The following is a 16183-nucleotide window of genomic DNA, read 5'->3' as shown; positions in this document are numbered from 1 at the left end:
GGTCACTTGCTGGCTGGCGCGCTGCCGGCGATGGAGGCCACGGCGATCCGCTTGGGCTCGCGGATCATGAGCATGTCCTCCTCCTCGGCCCTCACGTAGGTGAGGTTGTGGCGCGCGTCGTCCTCGTTCTGGTTGAACGCGGTGATACCCAGCGGGGTCTTGTTCAACAGCTGGACCGAATGGAAGTCGCCCACCAGGGCCTTGCCCTTGGGCACGATGCTGGAGGTGATCCTGGGCACGCCGAACAGCGTGAAGGGACCAGTGGCAAATGGGGCGTTGGACAGGTACCGGTCGTTCTTGTCCTGCATGAGGTTCAGGGCCTCGTTGTCGGCGGGGTTCAGGACGACCGCCTGGATGCTGATGCCGGGCACCAGCTGCTGCAGCTGGGTGATGGCATGGGAGACGGTGTGCACGATGTCCGTGTCGAAGGGAATGCTCACCGTGCCGGGAGTGTTCAGGATGCCGGTCGGCTGCTCCGATCCGCCGGCACCGTTCAGGACCATGTTCTCCTTGTAGGAGGCCAGGTTCCGGGTGAGCACCGTGTTGATCAGGCTGGCGATGATGCCGTCGTCGGCCAGTTCCTGGTTGGTGACTTTCACGCCGTCCGCCAAAGTGAAGGCATGGGCCTCCGCCACTTCGGTGGACAGGGTGCTCAGCGGCTTCAGATCACCTTCCTTGACCTTGGCGGCGTTGTTGGTGACTGCCGTCAGCTGACGGTACTGCACATAGGAAGTGGACGTGGTGCCCATGCTGATCAGGGAGAGGAAGGTGTTGGGCTGCGGATAGGTCAGGTCAGTGTACCCGGGCAGCATCTGCGGCACGATGGCTCCGGGCAGAGCCGTGGACAGGGGTGCCGAGTCGGACTTGACATGCAGCTGACGGGCGACGATGTTCACATGGCCGCCGGAAAGCGGCAGATTGTCCTTGAACTCCTGATATGACTTGCTGCGGACGAAGGCTTCGCCGTAGGACTTCGCTGCGGGACGTTCCTCCGGCTCGACTGGAGAGGAGGCCTTACGCTCCTCGGTAGGGCCGGCGAGAGCCTTGAAGGCGGCCTGCGCCTCGTCGGCCTTCTTGATCCTTTCCCTGAGGTCGTCGGCCTTCTTCTTCAGGTCGAGGATCTGTGTGTTCTCCTCGTCGGTGAATTCGCGCTTCTCCTCTTGGGCCTTCACCGCCAGGGTCTTGGCCTGGGCGAGGACATCCTTCAGCTGGTCTTCGAGACTCATAGTGTTCCTTCCATGAGATTCAGTTCGGTTTCCGCCGCCCACGCGGTCAGTTCGGGCACAGTGCAGGCTTTCGCGGTCTTTTCCGCGTCCTCCTGCGGCTTCCCGTCCGCCTGAGCGGACTGGGAGGCGAGTTCTTCTTGGACGGTCTGCCTTACCAGGTCGCGTAGCCCGTCGTCAGGCTGCGTCGGGTCGGGCTGATCGTCCTTGTTTTCCGGGTTGGAGTCTTCGATTTCTTCCTTGTCGGGCTGTTCGGCTTCGTCCTGGCTTTTGGTGCTTATGAGCACGGTGGCGGGGTTCGCCCCTTTCAGACATGGGCCGAGCTCGATCAGGTCGACTTTGCCGACCTGGATGATCGGCCCTTCCGGGCTGTCGACGACTTTGAAGTCGGACTCCTCGCCGGCGTAGGAGAATTCAGTGACGCGGCGATCCTTGAGGAGTTTGAAGACCTGCACAGCGGTGGGGTTGCTCATGTCCAGCTGGGCGGTGACCTCCAGGCCCTGGTCTGTCTCCTTGGCTTCGAGCACCTCGCCGATATGTGACATGGGGTCGGACCACTGGTGGGACCAGACCACGGGGATCGGGTCCCCTTTGGCCTGCCATTGCGCCAGGGTGTCGGTGAAAGCCCCCGGCATGACCACTTCGCCCAGGCTGTCCACGTTGCCGAAAACGCTCACCAAGGCCGTGAACTGGCCTTTGCCCAGGCTTCCCTCATCGCCGACGCTTTTCAGCGTGGCTGCGGTGGAGCGTTTCAGAGTGTGCGGCTTCATTGGCTGCCTCCCAAATTCTGTGACCCGGAGTCGGTCGGGTCCGCTTCCGGCCCTCCCCCGCGCTTGGTGTTCAACAGATCGATGATCTGGTCGTATTCAGGGCCCATGGCGGGCAGATTCTGCTCTTTCCTGGCCTCGTTGATGCTCATATAGGGGCCTCCGACCGCCTTCTGGAGGATCTCCGCCTGCTCGGTGAAACTGCCTCGGAGGGCTGCGTTGAGGTCGAATTCGACGTATTCGCGCGGATTATCGGCCACCAGTGGCACGATCTGGGCGTTGAAAGCCTGCTCAAGCTGCGTGAAGATAGGGCCGAGGGTCTCCTTGTAGAGGGAGTCACGGAACGCCTGCGTCGACGAGTAGTTGGCTTCCCTGGCCCCCACCATTTCGGGGGGCACATGGTAGGCGGACGCCACTTCGATGTCCGCAAGGGTTCTGCCTTCGACCTCCTGCGCGTCCTTGGGGCTGAAGGCCTCGACCTTCTCCCAGTGGATGCCCTGCAGGACCGGCGACCGGCCTTCCTTGCCGCCATTTTCCAGGTAGTCGCCGATGTCGGCTTCCAGTCTTCGCTGGGACTCGTCGTCCAGTTTCTCCATTTCAGGGTCCATGGCGAAGATGCCGGGAATGCGTGCCCCGTTCTTCCAAATGGCCTGCCTCCATTTGACCGACTCCGCGTATTCGCGCAGGGTCTGGCTGAGGGTCTGCATCGGGGAGACGCCGTTGGCGCTGCCGTAGCCCTTATCCCAGAGGACACCATCCAGGCCGACGGTGTTGCTCTTGTTGTCGGCGGTGGTCAGCTGGATGGCATGGACATCCTCGTAGCCGGTCCAGGTGAAACGCCACGTGTAGGCGGGCATCCGGTACAACTGCCATCCGCTACGCGATGTGGCTGAAGGCAGGAGCTTGGCAGCGAAACGGTCATAGACCAGCATGTCGCAGATCAGGTCGAACCAGAACCGGTAGGCCCCGTGGTAGACGGTCGGGTATTTGACCAGGTCGTACAGGGGGCCGTCGGTGACCAGCGGCCGGTCGTTGTCCCCGTCGCGCCGGTATACCTTCATGGGGATCCTGGCGGCGTTGCGGGCGATGAATTCGACGGTTTTGCGGACGCTGGGCTGGGTGGCGAACACGCTCATGGCCTCCGTGTTGGCGGACAGGGGCATGCCCGGGTCCACCACGTACCATCGGCCGCGCACCGTGCCCGACTGGAAGTCCTGGACGGATTTTTCAGCGTGTTTGCGGCGTTTGAAGGGCCAGATCATGCCGTCCTCCTTATGCGTACAGCCCGTGCGAGGCGTAGGGGTTGGGTTTCAGGGTCTTCCTGCGGGTCATCGCCTCGGACAGGGCGTCGCAGATGGCGGCCACGCCGTCGATCTTGTCCCGCGAGTCCCTTTTGTTGGGCTGCACGTTGCCGTTCTCGTCGGTCTTGACCGCCAGATTGTCCACGTTCCATCGCAGGACAGGGTTGCCGCCATGCTGGAAGAGCGGATGGTCGGCGGTGCCGGTCAGCAGGAGCCTCTGAAGCTCCTTGAGCACCGGTGAGAGGGTCTTGAAACCCTGCCTGACCGGGGTGAGCCTTTCGTCGGACAGGCCGGACTCCTCCAGGTCGTTGACCACCTGGGTCGCGTTCCACGGGTCGTAGCCTATGGTCTGGATGCTGTAGGCCTCCAGGTCGGCACGGATCTGCTGCTCGATGTACGAGTAGTCGGTCACATCCCCGGGAGTGGGCACCAAATACCCGTCGCGCACCCACACGCTGGCGTTGCCCGAGGTCCTCCGGTCCAGGTCGTCGATGGTGGCCTCGGGGCACCAGAACTTCATCCGGCACTTGTACCCCTCCCCTTCGGGGAAGAGCAGGCACCATGCTGTCAGATCGGACACGGAGCCCAGGTCCCATCCGCCGTAGCATTTGCGGCCCTGGAGCTGCTTCTCGTCCAGGGCTCCGGCGTTCCGATCCCAGGCTTTCAAGGTCAGGAAGCGGGTTTCCTGCTTGGTGCGGATGCCCAGGTGGAGCCTCAGATAGTTGGCCAGTTCGGCGGGTGAGTTCTTCGCCCTCCTGGCAGCCTCCTGCAGGTAGTCGGCGGACGGGGAAACACCGTAGCCGGGGTTGGCTTTCATCTGCGTTTCGACCGCGAAAGGATCGTCGTCCTCGTCAGCGCCCCAGACGACCCCGTACCAGGACTGGTCCTCGATGGTGCCGGCGGCCAGCTGCTCCACATAGTGGCGGGTCTCGTCGTAGATGGTGCCCGACTTGCCAGCATCCGGGGTGGTGATCCTCACGCCCAGCGGCTGGGTGCGGGAGCCTCGCCCCGTCTCCAGGGTGCGCACCAGGTCCGGGGTCTTGTACACGTGCAGCTCATCGCAGATGAAACAATGCAGGTTCATGCCGTGGGCAGCGTCGGCGGCCGAGCTGATGACCTCCATGTAGCTGCCGGAAGCCATATGCACGATGCGCTTCTGATGCGCCTTCATCACGCCTTTCAGCGCCGGGGTTTTCTCGACCAGCTGCTTGACCGGCTGGAAGACGAAGCCCGCCTGGTGCTCGGTGGAGGCGGCGCACACCACCTGCGCGCCCTCCTCACCGTCAGCGCCCAGCATGTACACGGCGATCCCGCCCGACAGGGTCGACTTGCCGTTCTTGCGAGGCACGTCCACATACAAGTCATGGATGATCCGCACGATCTGACCGTCGGAATTTTCATGCACCCATCCGAACACGGGGGCGAGGATCCAGGCGATCTGCCAGGATGCCGGGTCCAGATGCCGGCCGGCCCATTTACCTTGGGTGTGCCGGAGCACATGGAAGGACATGAGTACCCGGTCGACCCGCTCAGGGTCGAAGTAGGCTCCCTTCTCGTTGCGCGGTTCGGCGGTCTTGATCTTCGGGGTCTGCCACTCCTCCGGCAGGCTGATCCCACGGGAGAGCATGTACCAGGCAACCTCCGGCGACAGCTTCAGACGCTCCAGCTCCTCTTGGGAAGGCATGTCGAAGTCGTCGGTCATCTCGTAGGGGCTAGGCAGGCATGGCGAACGGGTTTTCCTCCTGGTCGCCATCATCATCACCCATCCCTGAAATATCGCCTTCCGCCGCAGGGTTCAATCCGAAGTCACGGGCAAATGTATGGATGTCGGAACGAGCAGCCTTAAGCGCGCTGACAGCCGGGTGAGGCTTGGGAACACCGCTGTCGGTGACAACCGACAGTCCGCCGTTCGCCTGCAGCTCCTTGACCGCCTCACGCATCTGCCAGACCGCCGTACAGTACGCCTCCAGGCTGGGACCATCCACCTTCTTGAGGATCCCCAGCCGGTCCAAGGCTTCGACGACCTGTTTCCATGTGCTTTTCGCAGCACTCGGCATGTAGGAGGGCATCTTCGGACGCTCCCGCACAAACTCGGGAGCCTCCTTGACCTTCCGACCGCCCGAGTCACGGCCATCCCCACGGCCATTGATCAGCCTGAGCTTCGGCGGAGTTGGTGATGGGCCTCTGCGTCCCATGATCCCTCCAATCAAGCCAAAACCGGCCAAAAACGAAAACGAAAACCTGAGACGCGAAAATGCGAGTTTCGGCGGCGCGGAAGCCGTGGACAATGTCCATGGTATCGACCCCCTACCCCTGTCATGTCAGCTATCCAGCTGGTCGAAGATGCGCGCCGCGAGGCTGGGTCCTTGTCCCTTGCGCCCTCGTCTGCGCCTGGCGGCGAGGGTCTTGGTCGCATGGCAGTCATGGCACAGGCTCTGCAGGTTGGCGAGGTCGTAGAGACTGCCACCATCGGCGATCTCCCAGACGTGGTCCACCTCGGTGGCCGGCCTGCCGCACCTCACGCACCTGTGCCGGTCACGGTCGAGGGCTGCCTGCCTGGCCTTGCGCCAGGCTATCGGGTCGAGCTGTCTGGTGTGGGCTGATGGTCTGCTCCATGCCGGCCTTTGGTGTTGCGCGCATCTGCCGTCTTTGACGGCCTTGGCTGTGCAGCCTTGGTAGGTGCATCTGCCTTTGGGTCTGGTGGGCATCAGAGCAGCTCGATGCCCAGGTCCTGCAGGGCGCGCAGGTACTCGTCCTCGTACATGCGTAGGGGCCAGGCTTTGAGTGCATCCTCGCGTGTGACCTGCATGCCTTGGCCTTGCATGGTGTCGGCTATGCGGGTGAGCTGATGGGCGATGGCGTGCAGGTCTGTAGCCCGCTCACCAGGCTGTGGAGGCTCTACCATGTGGTGAGTGAGATGAGCATCCATGACGATCCTCCTAAAGTGGTTGCCTGGCTCACGTCCAGAGGTTGATGGTTGTGGCGTGGCCAGGCAAGCATGATGCCCGCAGGGAGATATGAAATGGGGAAGAGAGCCTGCGGGCAAGTGTTGATGGTGGGTCAAGTAGTTCGGCTTATGCTGGTGTCATGTGTCAGTATGATCCCGAGTGTCCGGTGCATCGTCATCGTCCTGGGACGACGTGCCCTGTGGTGTATCGCAAACAGCGTGCTGCGATCCGGGCCAGGCAGCAGAGAAAAGCCATGTGGTTCGGCATCGCTGTAAATTTGATCGTTGTGGCCGTCTTGGTCATCAACACCACTCACCCTGAATGGATCAATGCAGTCGCCGAGTGGCTCGCATGGCTGTGGCCATCACTGTTTGGGCCGACTGCAGGACAAGTGCATTAGTCGACGACTTTGCCTGTGGCGTCGCATAGCTGCCAGTCGTCGGACAGGAGCTCGATCTGGGTGGGGATCCAGGGGATGAACCCGTGTCGGGATGCGGCTGTCAGGTAGTCGTGAGTGGGCTGGCCTGCTGCCCTGGTCGGATAATCATCCTGCGCTTTGCGCAGCATGATGCCCACGTCCTTTTTCCAGTGGGGCAGACGGACTGTGACGACCTCGTTGCGATGATCCTTTAAGTATTTGAGTGCTTGATCGAATCCGGCCATGCTGACTCCTTTGAAATTGTTTTAAGATGGTTTTGTCCAACGATGGAATGAAGGGAGGTGATAAAAATCATGAAGGTTGCAGCCTATTATTCGACCGTCGATAAGCCGCCTTATGTCTGGCATGACGACTCGAACTGCCCTACTGGCAAACAGATCAAGGACGGCGATAAGGCGTATGGCAAGCCGGCAGGCTACACGCACTGCAAGGATTGCAATGCGTGATTCATGATCGGGTGCGGCGTGGAAGCGTCGCACCTTTTAACGATTAAGGGCCGGACATCTCTGCCCGACCCTTACAGTAAAACCAACTGTAACAAATATAGCGTAACAAGCCGACTTTGTCAAGCACAGCCGCTTATGCGCAGGCTATGAGCTCACTGGTGTCGAACACCCACTTGCCCGTCTCTTCCGCTCGCACTGCCGAGGGCAGTTTCCCACGTCTGATCCACATGTCCACCCGGTTCCGGCTGACCTTTCTGCCGGTCTGCCATTGCGTCCAGTCGGCCGCATCCTTGGGCGTGCAGGTGATGGTCCGGCCTTTGAGCTCCTCCATCCTGGCCTGTCTGATGGCTGCCACGCTCCATACGCTGCCGCATGCTGGGCAGGTGGCCATCTGGTCGTCGGGCAATCCGGTGATGTCGGCTCCGCACTCCGGGTTGAGGCAGTGCCCGTGGATGATCCGATCCTGCGGCGGCGTGGTGCGCAGTCTGACCCGGTGGAGGGCTTGGGTCAGCTGCTTGTAGTCTCTGGCGCTGTTTGGCGCGTCGGCGAGCCTGCCCATCCTGGCGGCCAGTTTGGCGAGCAGCTGTGGGGCTTTGCCGCCCCAGAGGCCGATGTCGCCGGCCACGTCCTGGATGGTGTCCTCCACCTGGTCGTACAGGTCGGCGGCGCTGATGTCGATAGGCATGGGTGCGAAGGCCGGATGCGAGGCTCCACCACTGTGCGATGCGTGATGGATCTCCCTCCGCTCCACCTGCTTGAGCTCATGCATGCCAAGCCTGAGTCCGTGGATTGTCCTGGCGAGCTCATGCCGATGCGTCTTGCACAGCGGGCCTCGCGGCAGGCCCTCGCAGATCGGGCATTTGGTTTGGCTCACCGGCCACCCCCAACGCCGAAGGCCCCAAAAGCTTGCCTGAAGACGTTGAAGACCATGGCAAAGACGCGGACAGCATGTGCTTTCACATATCCGCTCTGCGTGGCCATCCAGTCTTTCGCATAGGCGCGGAATCCCTGGGACTGGTCGTCTTCCTGGCCCCAGTCGTAGAGCAGGGCCGCTATGGTGCCGACTACGCCGATGGGCAACCAGACAATTATCAGAGCAATTATTCCTATTAGCAGACTTCTCATGATTTGACCGTCTCTTCGCTCGCTTCAACAGTGTCAATTTCCCGTTGACGTTCCCGCGACATCCGGTAGCCTCGGAAGAACTCGCTGATGCCGTTGAACAGAATGCCAACCTCGTACCCCAGCTTGCGCCGTTGCCTGTAGTAATCCTCTTCAAAGCTCAGCCCTTTCAGGATGGTATCTGCCTGCGGCAGAGTCTTGGGCGACGCTTTGGCGTTCTTCCATCGGCTTTCTTCGGGCTTGCTGACATGGTCGATGTGGTCGTCGTCTGGTGCCCATGGGTTGAGTGGCGGCTTGCTGATATTTGTTACTGTGTGGCTCAAAATTCCGGTCCCTCCATGTCGATATCGATGCTAGCGGCTTGCTGATGTAACTCACGCGAGACCGTCGCCCGCATGGCGGCGATCACGGCCGGCGAGTATCCGTATTTGCGTTTCAGCTCCTCGTCGGATACGTGATTGCGGATGTCCTGCAGGGCTTTTGCCTGCTGATTGGCACGGGTCATGACTCCTCCCTTAGCGTGGTGGCTTTCACTCCCGGCCCCACGTCTGCTGGCTGCCCGATGGTGGTGACATAGCTGCTCGCGATGCAGGCCACGATGATTCCGCACATGGCGGCACCGAAGCATAGGCCCGTGATCGCAGTCAGCCATTCGTGCGTGCTGATGGCCAGCCCGATGCTGATGCCTTCGAGCATCATCATCATTGCCTGCAGTACGATCATCCAGTACTGGGGTCTGTATTTGACGATCCTCATGCTTCCTCCTCTAAATTTTTTGAATCTTCCGTGTCGGGCCCTGGGACCTGCCGGCACTCCTCGTCCAGGTGCCAGTGCTTGGGGCAGTAGTCGTGGCCGTCCTTGTGCAGCCATTGGCCGCCGTTGTCCGGGTCGGCGAACATCATCACGGCGCTGTCGTAGCTCTCCCAGGCGCTGTACTCGCCATCATGGGCGGTCTGATCGCATCCGGGCCAGTCGCAGGCCAGCGTATGCCCGAGGAAGGTCATGTCGCTCATGGCCGCTCCTTCGGGTCAGGGCCAGGCACCCGGTGCGGCCATTTTTCGCCATAGTCGTAATGCCAGTGGTCAGCGCAGTAGTCCCGCCCTGTGGCCGGGTCGTGCATGAACTCCTTGCCGGAAAAGTCGTTGTACTCCTCGTCCGGCTGGTAGGCCCATTGGCGGACGGCCTCCTCGTAGGTTGCGTTGCCGTCGTACAGGTCGTCCTGCGTGGTTTCCTTGCAGTCGGGCCAGTCGCAGGCCAGGCGATGGTAGGTCAGCACACGGTCGCTCATGCCGCTCCCCCCAACGTGTCCTTGAGGCTCATGGCCCCAATCTGCGCCTGACCCCTGCCGGCGAAGCGGTGCCTCTTTGGGCGAGGCTTGGCGGGCTTGGGCGCTTCAATCGCCTGCCGGCGCGCGGCCTCCACAGCCAATTCGTGCGCCTCCTGGACAGGCACACCCTGCTCCGCCTCCCGGATGAGCCTTCTCCGGTAGGCGAGCGCCTGGTCCGAGCTGATGCCGGCCTGGTCCATGAGCCGGCCGATCTGCGCCTGCTCGGGGATGCGGGCCGCACGCATCCGTTTGGTGAGGATATTCACGTCGCCCGAGCGCATCCAGTCGGTTCCCGGATGGGAGCCGTAAAACTGCTCCACGGCGGCGAGCGCATCCTGGGGGTTCACCCGGTCGTCCAGCTCATCCCAGAATTGCTTGGCGTCCGTGTCATCGAAGGGGGCGTTGCCGTGGTGGCTCATGATCTTCGCGTACACCAGGGCCGCTTCCGAGTATTTGATCCGCTTGCTCATGCGGTCGGCTCCTTTCCTGCCTGCTGTTGGCGTTCCTGCTCCTGGTCCAGGGCCAGGGCGCGTGCCACGACCTGCCGGTTGTGGTCCAGGTTCTGCTGGCTTCGGCTGGCCGTCTGGCCTGGATGGCGCGCTCGCGGTTTGGGTTTGTTCTTCCAGCCTCCGGCGCGCAGCCAGTTGCCCAGGGTGGGCACGTACTGGGGGTCCCTGCCTTCGTCGGCGAGGATCTGCGCGCCGTTGAGGAGGGCTGCGAAGCTGGTGTGCGGGCTCTTGCGGTGCAGGACGCGCTTGAGCTCCCTCAATCCGTCGTCGGGGTTGTCGTGGTTCGGGTAGATGCTCATGATCTGCTCGTACTCGCGGGTGGGCTGCGAGGAGGGCTGCCGGTATTCGGGTTCGTCGTCGCTCCCGCCCCCCGTTGGGGGGCTGTAGGGGGATTTATCGTCAGATAAATCTTTTGGTTTTGGTTTTGGTTTTGTCCGATTCAGTTCGGATTCAGACGGCTGAATGTCGTCTGAATCTTCATCCGGGCTGTCTGACTCCTGGCTGACTTTGCGTTTCTGGTAGTATTCGGCGTTCTTCTTCCGTTTCTTCTCCACCTGTTCACGCCTGTTGTTGCGCTTCATATAGTTGTGGATCACATAGTCGTCGCCGTCCTGCTCCAGGAGCCCGGCATCACACATCGCCCCGATCTCCTCGTCCGTGACCTCCAGCACGTAGCGCATGTCCCTGGAAGGGATACGCCCGTCCGTAAGGTTGTCCGAACAGTAGGCAATCGCGAACACGAACGCGCCCACCGCCGACGGGCAGCAGGCCCGCAACTGCTTGATCTTCCCGTTCATGTAGAAGTTGTTGTACAGCTTCGCGTAACCCTTTCTAACCGGCATGACGCGAGCCTCCTTTCCTGTGTCGAAGGCAGCCGCAGGACCGCGTGCCGCCACGGACCAGGCTGCTGCCGGCGTAGACTCCCGTCCGCCCGCAGTCGCACCGGCAGGACCACATAATCACCCCGCCACGCTTGCCCGCATACCCGAGCACGGTCAGCCTCCCGAACCTCCTGCCGGTCAGATCCGTGATGGGACGCCGACAGTCGGGGACACGGATCATGGGCTTGCTCTCCTCACGCCGGCCCTGCAGGTAATCCCTGGACGGCCACACTCTGAGCGAGGATCTGACCCAGCGCAGGCGACGCTCATACTCGCCCCTGCTGAAGGTCGGCTCGCGCAGCATGCGGGCGATCATCAGGGTCCGCTCATCAAGCCATGTCATGATGCCCTCCCATCCAGGCAAGCAGCACAGCCGCAGCCAGCAGGACCAGTGCGCGCATATCATCGATGGTCATGACGCGGCCTCCTCCGTCTGCTGGATGCGTCGCCCGATCCAGGCCATGACCGGCACAGCCATCGAGTTGCCCAGCGCCTTGTACCTTGGGCTGTCAGGCGCATGCTCCCTGCCCCGATAAGGCACGTCGGTCCACTGATCCGGAAAACCCTGCAGCCGCTCGCACTCCGTGGGCGTGAGACGGCGCACCAGGTTTCGGGCTGACACGGTCGGTTGTTTGGTCGTCGACAGTGTAGGGCTGGTGTCAGCGTCAAGGCTCAGGCCGGCCCTCGCGGAATTCTGCCCCGAGAACACATAGCTGGCGCTCTTGCCCTCGTGGGCGGTCAGCGTGGGCGCAAGATCCTCTCCGATGGCCGCATGCCCCCCGCCGTCCGTAGCGCACAGCAGGGCCCTCCCGTCGCCTCCAGAGCGGGCCCTCGCGTCCAGGGTCGGCCATGCGCCGTCAGGCCGGTAGACCCTGGACGACTGCGTGTCCCAAGGGGTCAGGCAGCCTCCGCCACCATCTGCGCCTCCAACGCTTCTCTGAGCCTGCCGGGCAAGGGCCTGCCTCTTTTCTCGGCCCGTCGGATGATCCCAGCGCAGGCAGTCGGGCTCAAAGAGTACGTCCGCGGCACGCTGGTCTCCAAGACTGCCGACAAGGTAGACACGACGCCGTCGCTGGGCCACTCCGTAGTACTGCGCGTCCAGTACCCGCCATGCCAGACCATACCCGAGCCCATCCAAGGCTCTGAGCAGGCATCCGAAATCCTCCCCACGCGAGCTGCTGAGCGCTCCCGGTACGTTCTCCCAGACAAGCCAAGCAGGCATGAGCTCGCGTACTGCGCGCACATACTCCCACATGAGCCCTGAAGCCCCGGCAAGCCCTGTCCGGCTCCCTGCGACACTGAAGGACTGGCAAGGGGATCCGCCGACCAAAACGTCGGCTGTATGGCAATCGTCATGCTTGCTCCAATCAATCTTGGTGATGTCGCCGAGATTCGGCACCCGTGGATACCTGGCCGCTAAGACGGCGCTGGGGAAGGCCTCGACCTCGCTGAACGCCACCGGCTCCCAGCCCAGCGAACCCCAGGCCACGGAAGCCGCCTCAATGCCGCTGAAAACACTCACATACCTCATGACGAGGCCTCCGGGTAGATCCTGGTCTCGATGTCCGCAGCCACAGCACGCCGGATCATGTCCCAAGTGCCCAGACTCGGGCCGTCCGCGAGCGCGTTGGGGAAGGCCAGGCACAAGTGCGCCCCATGGTCGACCATGGTCTGATTGCTGACCTCCACAGCGTCCCGGGGGTGCCGTTTGAAGTCCGCAGGGTATGTTTCCAAAGGCACACCATATTCCTTGGCGAATCTTCGGGCCAACGCGTCTACCCCATCAGGGCAACCGCCCTGAATGATGACCAAGTCCACCGCACGGCACCAGTACTCGTCGATGTCGACCAGGATGTTGACCATCCTGGTGTAGTCGTCCTGGGAGTCCCGCCTGCGTCCGCCAGTGACGATGATGCGCAGGTCACTCATGGCCGGCCTCCTCGTCTGGCGCTCCTGCGAGCCGGGCCAGGGTGTCCAGGTCCATGAGCACGTACTGGTCGCGCATCCGCTTGCCGCCCCTGCCGGGACGGTGGAAGACCACCATCCCGTAGTCGGCCCCTGCGTTCGCCGCCTCCTGCCTGGCCTGGTTCATCCAGTCCGCGAGCGCGAAGCGTTTCTTGTTCTTGCATTCGAGGATCAGGCTCCTGGTGTGGATGTACAGGCCTTTGATGTCGCCCTCGTCAGCGTTGCCGTGGAGGGCCTCCCGGTGGATCATGCCCTCCGGGTCGCCGATACGGGCGCGTAGGTAGTCCAGGACGGCGGTCTCGTATCTGGTGCCTTTGTCCTTCTGCCGGCTCATGACTGCTCCCTCTCGTGGTCAGAATTCGGGCTCGTCATCGCCTGATCCTCCCCTGTCGTCTTCCGGTCCGGCCCATGGGTCCCGCGGAGGCAGGGACGTGCCCTGCGACTGCCGGCCGCTGTTGCCGTTGCTGTTCGCGTTGGTGTTGGTGTTCCTAGTCACCTGGGCGGTGTTCCTGGTCAGCGCCGGCCCTATCTCGTCCAGGTGCAGCTCGAACGTGGTCCTGTTGTTGCCGTCACGGTCCTGGTAGGAGCGTTGCACCAGCCTGCCGTGGGCGATCACCCGCATCCCCTTGGCCAGGCTGGCCTGGATGTTCGAAGCCATGGGACTGTAGGTGGAGTCCCAGGCCGAGCAGCGCATGAACAGCGCCTCACCGTCCTCCCATTGGTTTGTGTTCCTGTCGTACTGTCTGGGTGTGGATGCGATGGTCAGGTTCGCCACCGTGCCCCCGTTGGACGTGGTGCGCAGCACCGGGTCGGCCGTCAGATTGCCCACCACCGTGATGTACGTGTCTCCAGCCATATCACTTCCTCCATCTGAAAGGCTTGAAATTTATCGGATCATCCGCGTGCTGATACCGCCTGGTCGTGCGGTGCAGATCCTCCGCCTCGGCATTGCACATGTACCCGTGCCACTGCGCGCGAGCGCATGAGGATGAATGGCACCGGTCGCACACGCCCGACGTGAGGTGCGCGCAGGCGGCACACGGGCAGTCGCCCCTTATCGGCAGGCTCATGAGCGCTCGCCTCTCTCCAGGCACCAGCCGAAGCCGGCCAGCGTCGCCAGGTCGACCAGGCCCAGCTGCGGGTATACGAGGGTCCAGATGGTGCTGAACAAGCCCATCGTGCCGCAGACGGCGGCCGCGAACAGCCATCTCATCATCGTCCCGCCATCCGTGAAACACACTTGAGCGGCAGGTGATCCGCCACTTCCTCGTCAAGGACGAATTCGGACAGCCAGTCCTCATCACCCGGGGTTGGGTGCCACTTGGTCAAATGGACCCAGTAGTTCTTGGCGGGCTTGAAACGGATCCACAGGTCGCCGTCCTTGTCCTCATACACGCCCACATCGCTCGGGATGGATGCCATCACTCGGCCCTCCCGTCCGACACGGATTTGAGAGGCAGGTGATCAGCCACATCCTCGTCGCTGGCAAAACTGCAGGAGAGCTGCTTTATGTGGCTGGCAAAGCTGCTGGCGGAGACCATCACCCACTTGTCCTTCCCCGTCTCGTATTTGGCCAGGCGATTGCCGTCCATGTCCTCATAGATGCCCAAAGCGGTAGGTATCTGTGCCATCACTCGTCACTCCCGTCAGTCTCATAGGGTTTTGGCAGATTGAAATTCTCACTCTTGATCAGCCGCGGCATGATCAGGCCGGCTACGCGCTCGTCGCTGCTCATCACCCACCAGCAGTGCTGGCCCGAACGTTCGCCGCCCACGGTAGGGGCCAGGATGATCGGCGCATCCTTGTTGGGCCTGACCATCAGGCTCACGCCAGCCAACTGGCGGGCATCGAAGCAGGTCGGCGCGCATGCCGTGCCGGCGCGTTTGAAATACTTGGGGACGGCACCCGGATACCAGGCCCCGTCGGGCTTGCGCCACCGAGTCTTGTCCAGCAGGTCCCACCAGGAGCCGGGTCTTACCGCCCTGCACCAGTCGGCCATGTTCGTCTTCGTGTCCGGCGTCGCGTTGGCTTCATCCCGGTCGCGGTCAAGGCTGATCCAGCCGCCGTCCGGCACCTTCAGCCCATGCACGTCCCAGCGGATCACCAAATATTTATTCGAGAAGTATGCGTAGTCGCCGACCTTGGCGATGCGATGCAGGTGCGGATACCGGTGTCCCATGCCATGCACCCAGGACACCAACTGACGCACCTGGGGCAGGTAGACCGGCAACTGCCACTGAGTCAGAAACGGCTCGCTCATCACGCGGCCTCCGTCGTAAACGTGACACCCTTAGAGGTCACTCTCATGACCGATGCCAGCTCGTCGCCGGGCTCAGGCGCTCTCCCATCCACAAAATGCACCGGGGTCAAAGGCATCAGGTTGGCCATATACTTATCGCTCTTGGCCGGCTGATCGAGGGCATCAGGCTCCACGGACCGCCAAGGCCCGTCATCCTTCGACTTCGCAGCCCTGGCCCAAAACTCGCCCAGCGTATCCTTGTAAAAACCTGGCTTGGCGGGTACATTCACCTTGCGACGCAAAGCAAATGGGATCAGGCTCAGGTCGACGAGCATGCGGCCGGGAGTATCCGTGACCACCTGCGGATGGTAATCACCCGGCCAAGCCTTATCCACGGTGCAGAGCCGACCATTGACCACCACAGCGTCCCCATGGCGTACATCCTTGACATCGATCCGATCCCAGTCACGCTCATCCCACACCAGGTCGATAGACTCGACCCCTTGGAGCGGATACAGGCACTCATCATCTTCATACGTGAGCACAGCAGGGCTCGGAAACACCTTATGGGACTTGGACTCCCAAGGCAGCGGCAGGACACTGTCGCCCAGCCGTACGCACCCGCCCTGATCGTCATAGACGAGATAACTCTCGATCACCGTGTCATCATCGATGCGCACCCGCACATGCTTGCCGTTGATCTCATCGGCATTCAGGCGGCTATACCATTCCTCACTCATAGTTCTTCCTTTTACGATTGTTTTTGATTGCCATCCGTCGTCTCTTCAGCGAGCGCCGACGGTGTTGATGTCCGGCCTGCAGGGCGTGCATCCTGGAGTGGGTGATCAGCGCCCACAGGCTCACCTGTTCCAGACTGTCCGCCGCATCATCCAGCAGGTCATCCACCTCATCAGCGTCATAACTTTGATGCAGAATGCCCCGCGTCGTGAACCGCCAGGACCTGATCTCATGGGGTGTGATCAGAGTCATCAGACCCACCCCCCAGCCCATAGAGG

At 62.1% G+C, this 16183-nt stretch carries 29 protein-coding genes; 1 reads left to right on the top strand and 28 read right to left on the bottom strand.

Annotation, left to right across the window (positions count from 1 at the left end; translation table 11 throughout):
* Positions 1-2: 2 nt before the first annotated feature.
* The 8 genes from AC0AII_RS03100 to AC0AII_RS03065 all read right to left on the bottom strand — a co-directional run bounded on the left by AC0AII_RS03100 (position 3) and on the right by AC0AII_RS03065 (position 6902).
* Positions 3-1226 (bottom strand): phage major capsid protein, encoded by a 1224-nt coding sequence (locus AC0AII_RS03100; protein ID WP_490446057.1) that lies wholly within the window; start codon positions 1224-1226, stop codon positions 3-5.
* Positions 1223-1993: an HK97 family phage prohead protease gene (locus tag AC0AII_RS03095; RefSeq protein WP_490446056.1), complete on the bottom strand. Its 771-nt coding sequence runs from the start codon at positions 1991-1993 to the stop codon at positions 1223-1225. Before AC0AII_RS03095 ends, AC0AII_RS03100 begins: the two co-directional genes overlap by 4 nt.
* The gene (locus AC0AII_RS03090) at positions 1990-3252 is read right to left on the bottom strand and encodes a phage portal protein (RefSeq protein WP_490446055.1); all 1263 of its coding nucleotides are present in this window, start codon (positions 3250-3252) and stop codon (positions 1990-1992) included. The genes AC0AII_RS03095 and AC0AII_RS03090 overlap by 4 nt, the downstream gene beginning before the upstream one ends.
* Before the next feature lie 10 nt (positions 3253-3262).
* Positions 3263-5050 carry a terminase large subunit gene (locus AC0AII_RS03085; protein ID WP_490446054.1) on the bottom strand — a complete coding sequence of 596 codons (1788 nt, stop codon included), beginning with the start codon at positions 5048-5050 and terminating at the stop codon, positions 3263-3265.
* A complete protein-coding gene (locus AC0AII_RS03080) occupies positions 5004-5486 on the bottom strand; it encodes a phage terminase small subunit P27 family (protein WP_261254547.1) in 483 nt (160 codons plus the stop codon). Before AC0AII_RS03080 ends, AC0AII_RS03085 begins: the two co-directional genes overlap by 47 nt.
* Before the next feature lie 126 nt (positions 5487-5612).
* A complete protein-coding gene (locus tag AC0AII_RS03075; protein ID WP_490446053.1) occupies positions 5613-5999 on the bottom strand; it encodes an HNH endonuclease in 387 nt (128 codons plus the stop codon).
* Positions 5999-6220 (bottom strand): hypothetical protein, encoded by a 222-nt coding sequence (locus AC0AII_RS03070; protein ID WP_490446052.1) that lies wholly within the window; start codon positions 6218-6220, stop codon positions 5999-6001. The genes AC0AII_RS03075 and AC0AII_RS03070 overlap by 1 nt, the downstream gene beginning before the upstream one ends.
* A gap of 415 nt (positions 6221-6635) precedes the next feature.
* Positions 6636-6902 carry a Thoeris anti-defense Tad2 family protein gene (locus tag AC0AII_RS03065; RefSeq protein WP_490446051.1) on the bottom strand — a complete coding sequence of 89 codons (267 nt, stop codon included), beginning with the start codon at positions 6900-6902 and terminating at the stop codon, positions 6636-6638.
* A gap of 69 nt (positions 6903-6971) precedes the next feature.
* On the opposite strand from AC0AII_RS03065, the gene AC0AII_RS03060 reads away from it, so the two are divergent.
* Positions 6972-7124 (top strand): hypothetical protein, encoded by a 153-nt coding sequence (locus AC0AII_RS03060; protein WP_490446050.1) that lies wholly within the window; start codon positions 6972-6974, stop codon positions 7122-7124.
* A 133-nt stretch (positions 7125-7257) separates the two neighbouring features.
* Here AC0AII_RS03060 and AC0AII_RS03055 read toward each other — a convergent pair whose 3' ends face one another.
* The 20 genes from AC0AII_RS03055 to AC0AII_RS02960 all read right to left on the bottom strand — a co-directional run bounded on the left by AC0AII_RS03055 (position 7258) and on the right by AC0AII_RS02960 (position 16157).
* A complete protein-coding gene (locus AC0AII_RS03055; protein ID WP_490446049.1) occupies positions 7258-7893 on the bottom strand; it encodes a hypothetical protein in 636 nt (211 codons plus the stop codon).
* Positions 7894-7994: 101 nt separating this feature from the next.
* Positions 7995-8249, bottom strand: coding sequence for a hypothetical protein (locus AC0AII_RS03050; RefSeq protein ID WP_490446048.1), 255 nt, complete (start codon positions 8247-8249; stop codon positions 7995-7997).
* Positions 8246-8569, bottom strand: coding sequence for a hypothetical protein (locus AC0AII_RS03045; protein WP_490446047.1), 324 nt, complete (start codon positions 8567-8569; stop codon positions 8246-8248). Before AC0AII_RS03045 ends, AC0AII_RS03050 begins: the two co-directional genes overlap by 4 nt.
* Positions 8566-8751: a hypothetical protein gene (locus tag AC0AII_RS03040; protein WP_490446046.1), complete on the bottom strand. Its 186-nt coding sequence runs from the start codon at positions 8749-8751 to the stop codon at positions 8566-8568. The genes AC0AII_RS03045 and AC0AII_RS03040 overlap by 4 nt, the downstream gene beginning before the upstream one ends.
* Positions 8748-9002, bottom strand: coding sequence for a hypothetical protein (locus tag AC0AII_RS03035; protein WP_490446045.1), 255 nt, complete (start codon positions 9000-9002; stop codon positions 8748-8750). Before AC0AII_RS03035 ends, AC0AII_RS03040 begins: the two co-directional genes overlap by 4 nt.
* Positions 8999-9259 carry a hypothetical protein gene (locus AC0AII_RS03030; protein ID WP_490446044.1) on the bottom strand — a complete coding sequence of 87 codons (261 nt, stop codon included), beginning with the start codon at positions 9257-9259 and terminating at the stop codon, positions 8999-9001. The genes AC0AII_RS03035 and AC0AII_RS03030 overlap by 4 nt, the downstream gene beginning before the upstream one ends.
* Positions 9256-9534, bottom strand: coding sequence for a hypothetical protein (locus AC0AII_RS03025; protein WP_490446043.1), 279 nt, complete (start codon positions 9532-9534; stop codon positions 9256-9258). The genes AC0AII_RS03030 and AC0AII_RS03025 overlap by 4 nt, the downstream gene beginning before the upstream one ends.
* Positions 9531-10043, bottom strand: coding sequence for a hypothetical protein (locus AC0AII_RS03020; protein WP_490446042.1), 513 nt, complete (start codon positions 10041-10043; stop codon positions 9531-9533). Before AC0AII_RS03020 ends, AC0AII_RS03025 begins: the two co-directional genes overlap by 4 nt.
* Entirely contained in the window at positions 10040-10924 is an 885-nt protein-coding gene (locus AC0AII_RS03015) for a hypothetical protein (protein ID WP_490446041.1), read from the bottom strand. Before AC0AII_RS03015 ends, AC0AII_RS03020 begins: the two co-directional genes overlap by 4 nt.
* Positions 10914-11306, bottom strand: a complete 393-nt coding sequence (locus tag AC0AII_RS03010; RefSeq protein ID WP_490446040.1) for a hypothetical protein — start codon at positions 11304-11306, stop codon at positions 10914-10916. Before AC0AII_RS03010 ends, AC0AII_RS03015 begins: the two co-directional genes overlap by 11 nt.
* Before the next feature lie 69 nt (positions 11307-11375).
* Positions 11376-12494: a DNA cytosine methyltransferase gene (locus tag AC0AII_RS03005; RefSeq protein WP_490446039.1), complete on the bottom strand. Its 1119-nt coding sequence runs from the start codon at positions 12492-12494 to the stop codon at positions 11376-11378.
* Positions 12491-12892, bottom strand: coding sequence for a DUF2493 domain-containing protein (locus AC0AII_RS03000; protein WP_490446038.1), 402 nt, complete (start codon positions 12890-12892; stop codon positions 12491-12493). The genes AC0AII_RS03005 and AC0AII_RS03000 overlap by 4 nt, the downstream gene beginning before the upstream one ends.
* A complete protein-coding gene (locus tag AC0AII_RS02995) occupies positions 12885-13262 on the bottom strand; it encodes a putative PDDEXK endonuclease (RefSeq protein WP_490446037.1) in 378 nt (125 codons plus the stop codon). The genes AC0AII_RS03000 and AC0AII_RS02995 overlap by 8 nt, the downstream gene beginning before the upstream one ends.
* Before the next feature lie 18 nt (positions 13263-13280).
* Positions 13281-13784 carry a single-stranded DNA-binding protein gene (locus AC0AII_RS02990; RefSeq protein ID WP_490446036.1) on the bottom strand — a complete coding sequence of 168 codons (504 nt, stop codon included), beginning with the start codon at positions 13782-13784 and terminating at the stop codon, positions 13281-13283.
* A gap of 210 nt (positions 13785-13994) precedes the next feature.
* The gene (locus AC0AII_RS02985; protein WP_490446035.1) at positions 13995-14144 is read right to left on the bottom strand and encodes a hypothetical protein; all 150 of its coding nucleotides are present in this window, start codon (positions 14142-14144) and stop codon (positions 13995-13997) included.
* Positions 14141-14350, bottom strand: a complete 210-nt coding sequence (locus AC0AII_RS02980; protein ID WP_490446034.1) for a hypothetical protein — start codon at positions 14348-14350, stop codon at positions 14141-14143. The genes AC0AII_RS02985 and AC0AII_RS02980 overlap by 4 nt, the downstream gene beginning before the upstream one ends.
* Positions 14350-14559 carry a hypothetical protein gene (locus AC0AII_RS02975; protein WP_490446033.1) on the bottom strand — a complete coding sequence of 70 codons (210 nt, stop codon included), beginning with the start codon at positions 14557-14559 and terminating at the stop codon, positions 14350-14352. The genes AC0AII_RS02980 and AC0AII_RS02975 overlap by 1 nt, the downstream gene beginning before the upstream one ends.
* The gene (locus tag AC0AII_RS02970; protein ID WP_490446032.1) at positions 14559-15188 is read right to left on the bottom strand and encodes a hypothetical protein; all 630 of its coding nucleotides are present in this window, start codon (positions 15186-15188) and stop codon (positions 14559-14561) included. The genes AC0AII_RS02975 and AC0AII_RS02970 overlap by 1 nt, the downstream gene beginning before the upstream one ends.
* Positions 15188-15907, bottom strand: coding sequence for a hypothetical protein (locus AC0AII_RS02965; RefSeq protein ID WP_490446031.1), 720 nt, complete (start codon positions 15905-15907; stop codon positions 15188-15190). Before AC0AII_RS02965 ends, AC0AII_RS02970 begins: the two co-directional genes overlap by 1 nt.
* Positions 15900-16157 carry a DivIVA domain-containing protein gene (locus AC0AII_RS02960; protein ID WP_490446030.1) on the bottom strand — a complete coding sequence of 86 codons (258 nt, stop codon included), beginning with the start codon at positions 16155-16157 and terminating at the stop codon, positions 15900-15902. The genes AC0AII_RS02965 and AC0AII_RS02960 overlap by 8 nt, the downstream gene beginning before the upstream one ends.
* Positions 16158-16183: the final 26 nt, after the last annotated feature.

It is taken from the genome of Bifidobacterium sp. VU/mBH4 (B4), assembly GCF_058199535.1.
This window is presented reverse-complemented; position numbering and strand designations above follow the sequence as displayed.

Coding starts and splice junctions, on each gene's coding strand:
- AC0AII_RS03065 (WP_490446051.1), bottom strand. CDS start 6,902: ATGGCCGGATTCGATCAAGCACTCAAATACTTAAAGGATCATCGCAAC.
- AC0AII_RS02975 (WP_490446033.1), bottom strand. CDS start 14,559: ATGGCACAGATACCTACCGCTTTGGGCATCTATGAGGACATGGACGGC.
- AC0AII_RS03015 (WP_490446041.1), bottom strand. CDS start 10,924: ATGCCGGTTAGAAAGGGTTACGCGAAGCTGTACAACAACTTCTACATG.
- AC0AII_RS03090 (WP_490446055.1), bottom strand. CDS start 3,252: ATGATCTGGCCCTTCAAACGCCGCAAACACGCTGAAAAATCCGTCCAG.
- AC0AII_RS03085 (WP_490446054.1), bottom strand. CDS start 5,050: ATGATGATGGCGACCAGGAGGAAAACCCGTTCGCCATGCCTGCCTAGC.
- AC0AII_RS03030 (WP_490446044.1), bottom strand. CDS start 9,259: ATGAGCGACATGACCTTCCTCGGGCATACGCTGGCCTGCGACTGGCCC.
- AC0AII_RS03060 (WP_490446050.1), top strand. CDS start 6,972: ATGAAGGTTGCAGCCTATTATTCGACCGTCGATAAGCCGCCTTATGTC.
- AC0AII_RS03070 (WP_490446052.1), bottom strand. CDS start 6,220: ATGGATGCTCATCTCACTCACCACATGGTAGAGCCTCCACAGCCTGGT.
- AC0AII_RS03025 (WP_490446043.1), bottom strand. CDS start 9,534: ATGAGCGACCGTGTGCTGACCTACCATCGCCTGGCCTGCGACTGGCCC.
- AC0AII_RS03075 (WP_490446053.1), bottom strand. CDS start 5,999: ATGCCCACCAGACCCAAAGGCAGATGCACCTACCAAGGCTGCACAGCC.
- AC0AII_RS02980 (WP_490446034.1), bottom strand. CDS start 14,350: ATGGCATCCATCCCGAGCGATGTGGGCGTGTATGAGGACAAGGACGGC.
- AC0AII_RS03040 (WP_490446046.1), bottom strand. CDS start 8,751: ATGACCCGTGCCAATCAGCAGGCAAAAGCCCTGCAGGACATCCGCAAT.
- AC0AII_RS03020 (WP_490446042.1), bottom strand. CDS start 10,043: ATGAGCAAGCGGATCAAATACTCGGAAGCGGCCCTGGTGTACGCGAAG.
- AC0AII_RS03095 (WP_490446056.1), bottom strand. CDS start 1,993: ATGAAGCCGCACACTCTGAAACGCTCCACCGCAGCCACGCTGAAAAGC.
- AC0AII_RS03100 (WP_490446057.1), bottom strand. CDS start 1,226: ATGAGTCTCGAAGACCAGCTGAAGGATGTCCTCGCCCAGGCCAAGACC.
- AC0AII_RS03080 (WP_261254547.1), bottom strand. CDS start 5,486: ATGGGACGCAGAGGCCCATCACCAACTCCGCCGAAGCTCAGGCTGATC.
- AC0AII_RS02970 (WP_490446032.1), bottom strand. CDS start 15,188: ATGAGCGAGCCGTTTCTGACTCAGTGGCAGTTGCCGGTCTACCTGCCC.
- AC0AII_RS02990 (WP_490446036.1), bottom strand. CDS start 13,784: ATGGCTGGAGACACGTACATCACGGTGGTGGGCAATCTGACGGCCGAC.
- AC0AII_RS03055 (WP_490446049.1), bottom strand. CDS start 7,893: ATGCATGAGCTCAAGCAGGTGGAGCGGAGGGAGATCCATCACGCATCG.
- AC0AII_RS03035 (WP_490446045.1), bottom strand. CDS start 9,002: ATGAGGATCGTCAAATACAGACCCCAGTACTGGATGATCGTACTGCAG.
- AC0AII_RS02985 (WP_490446035.1), bottom strand. CDS start 14,144: ATGATGAGATGGCTGTTCGCGGCCGCCGTCTGCGGCACGATGGGCTTG.
- AC0AII_RS03050 (WP_490446048.1), bottom strand. CDS start 8,249: ATGAGAAGTCTGCTAATAGGAATAATTGCTCTGATAATTGTCTGGTTG.
- AC0AII_RS02965 (WP_490446031.1), bottom strand. CDS start 15,907: ATGAGTGAGGAATGGTATAGCCGCCTGAATGCCGATGAGATCAACGGC.
- AC0AII_RS02960 (WP_490446030.1), bottom strand. CDS start 16,157: ATGACTCTGATCACACCCCATGAGATCAGGTCCTGGCGGTTCACGACG.
- AC0AII_RS02995 (WP_490446037.1), bottom strand. CDS start 13,262: ATGAGCCGGCAGAAGGACAAAGGCACCAGATACGAGACCGCCGTCCTG.
- AC0AII_RS03000 (WP_490446038.1), bottom strand. CDS start 12,892: ATGAGTGACCTGCGCATCATCGTCACTGGCGGACGCAGGCGGGACTCC.
- AC0AII_RS03005 (WP_490446039.1), bottom strand. CDS start 12,494: ATGAGGTATGTGAGTGTTTTCAGCGGCATTGAGGCGGCTTCCGTGGCC.
- AC0AII_RS03010 (WP_490446040.1), bottom strand. CDS start 11,306: ATGACATGGCTTGATGAGCGGACCCTGATGATCGCCCGCATGCTGCGC.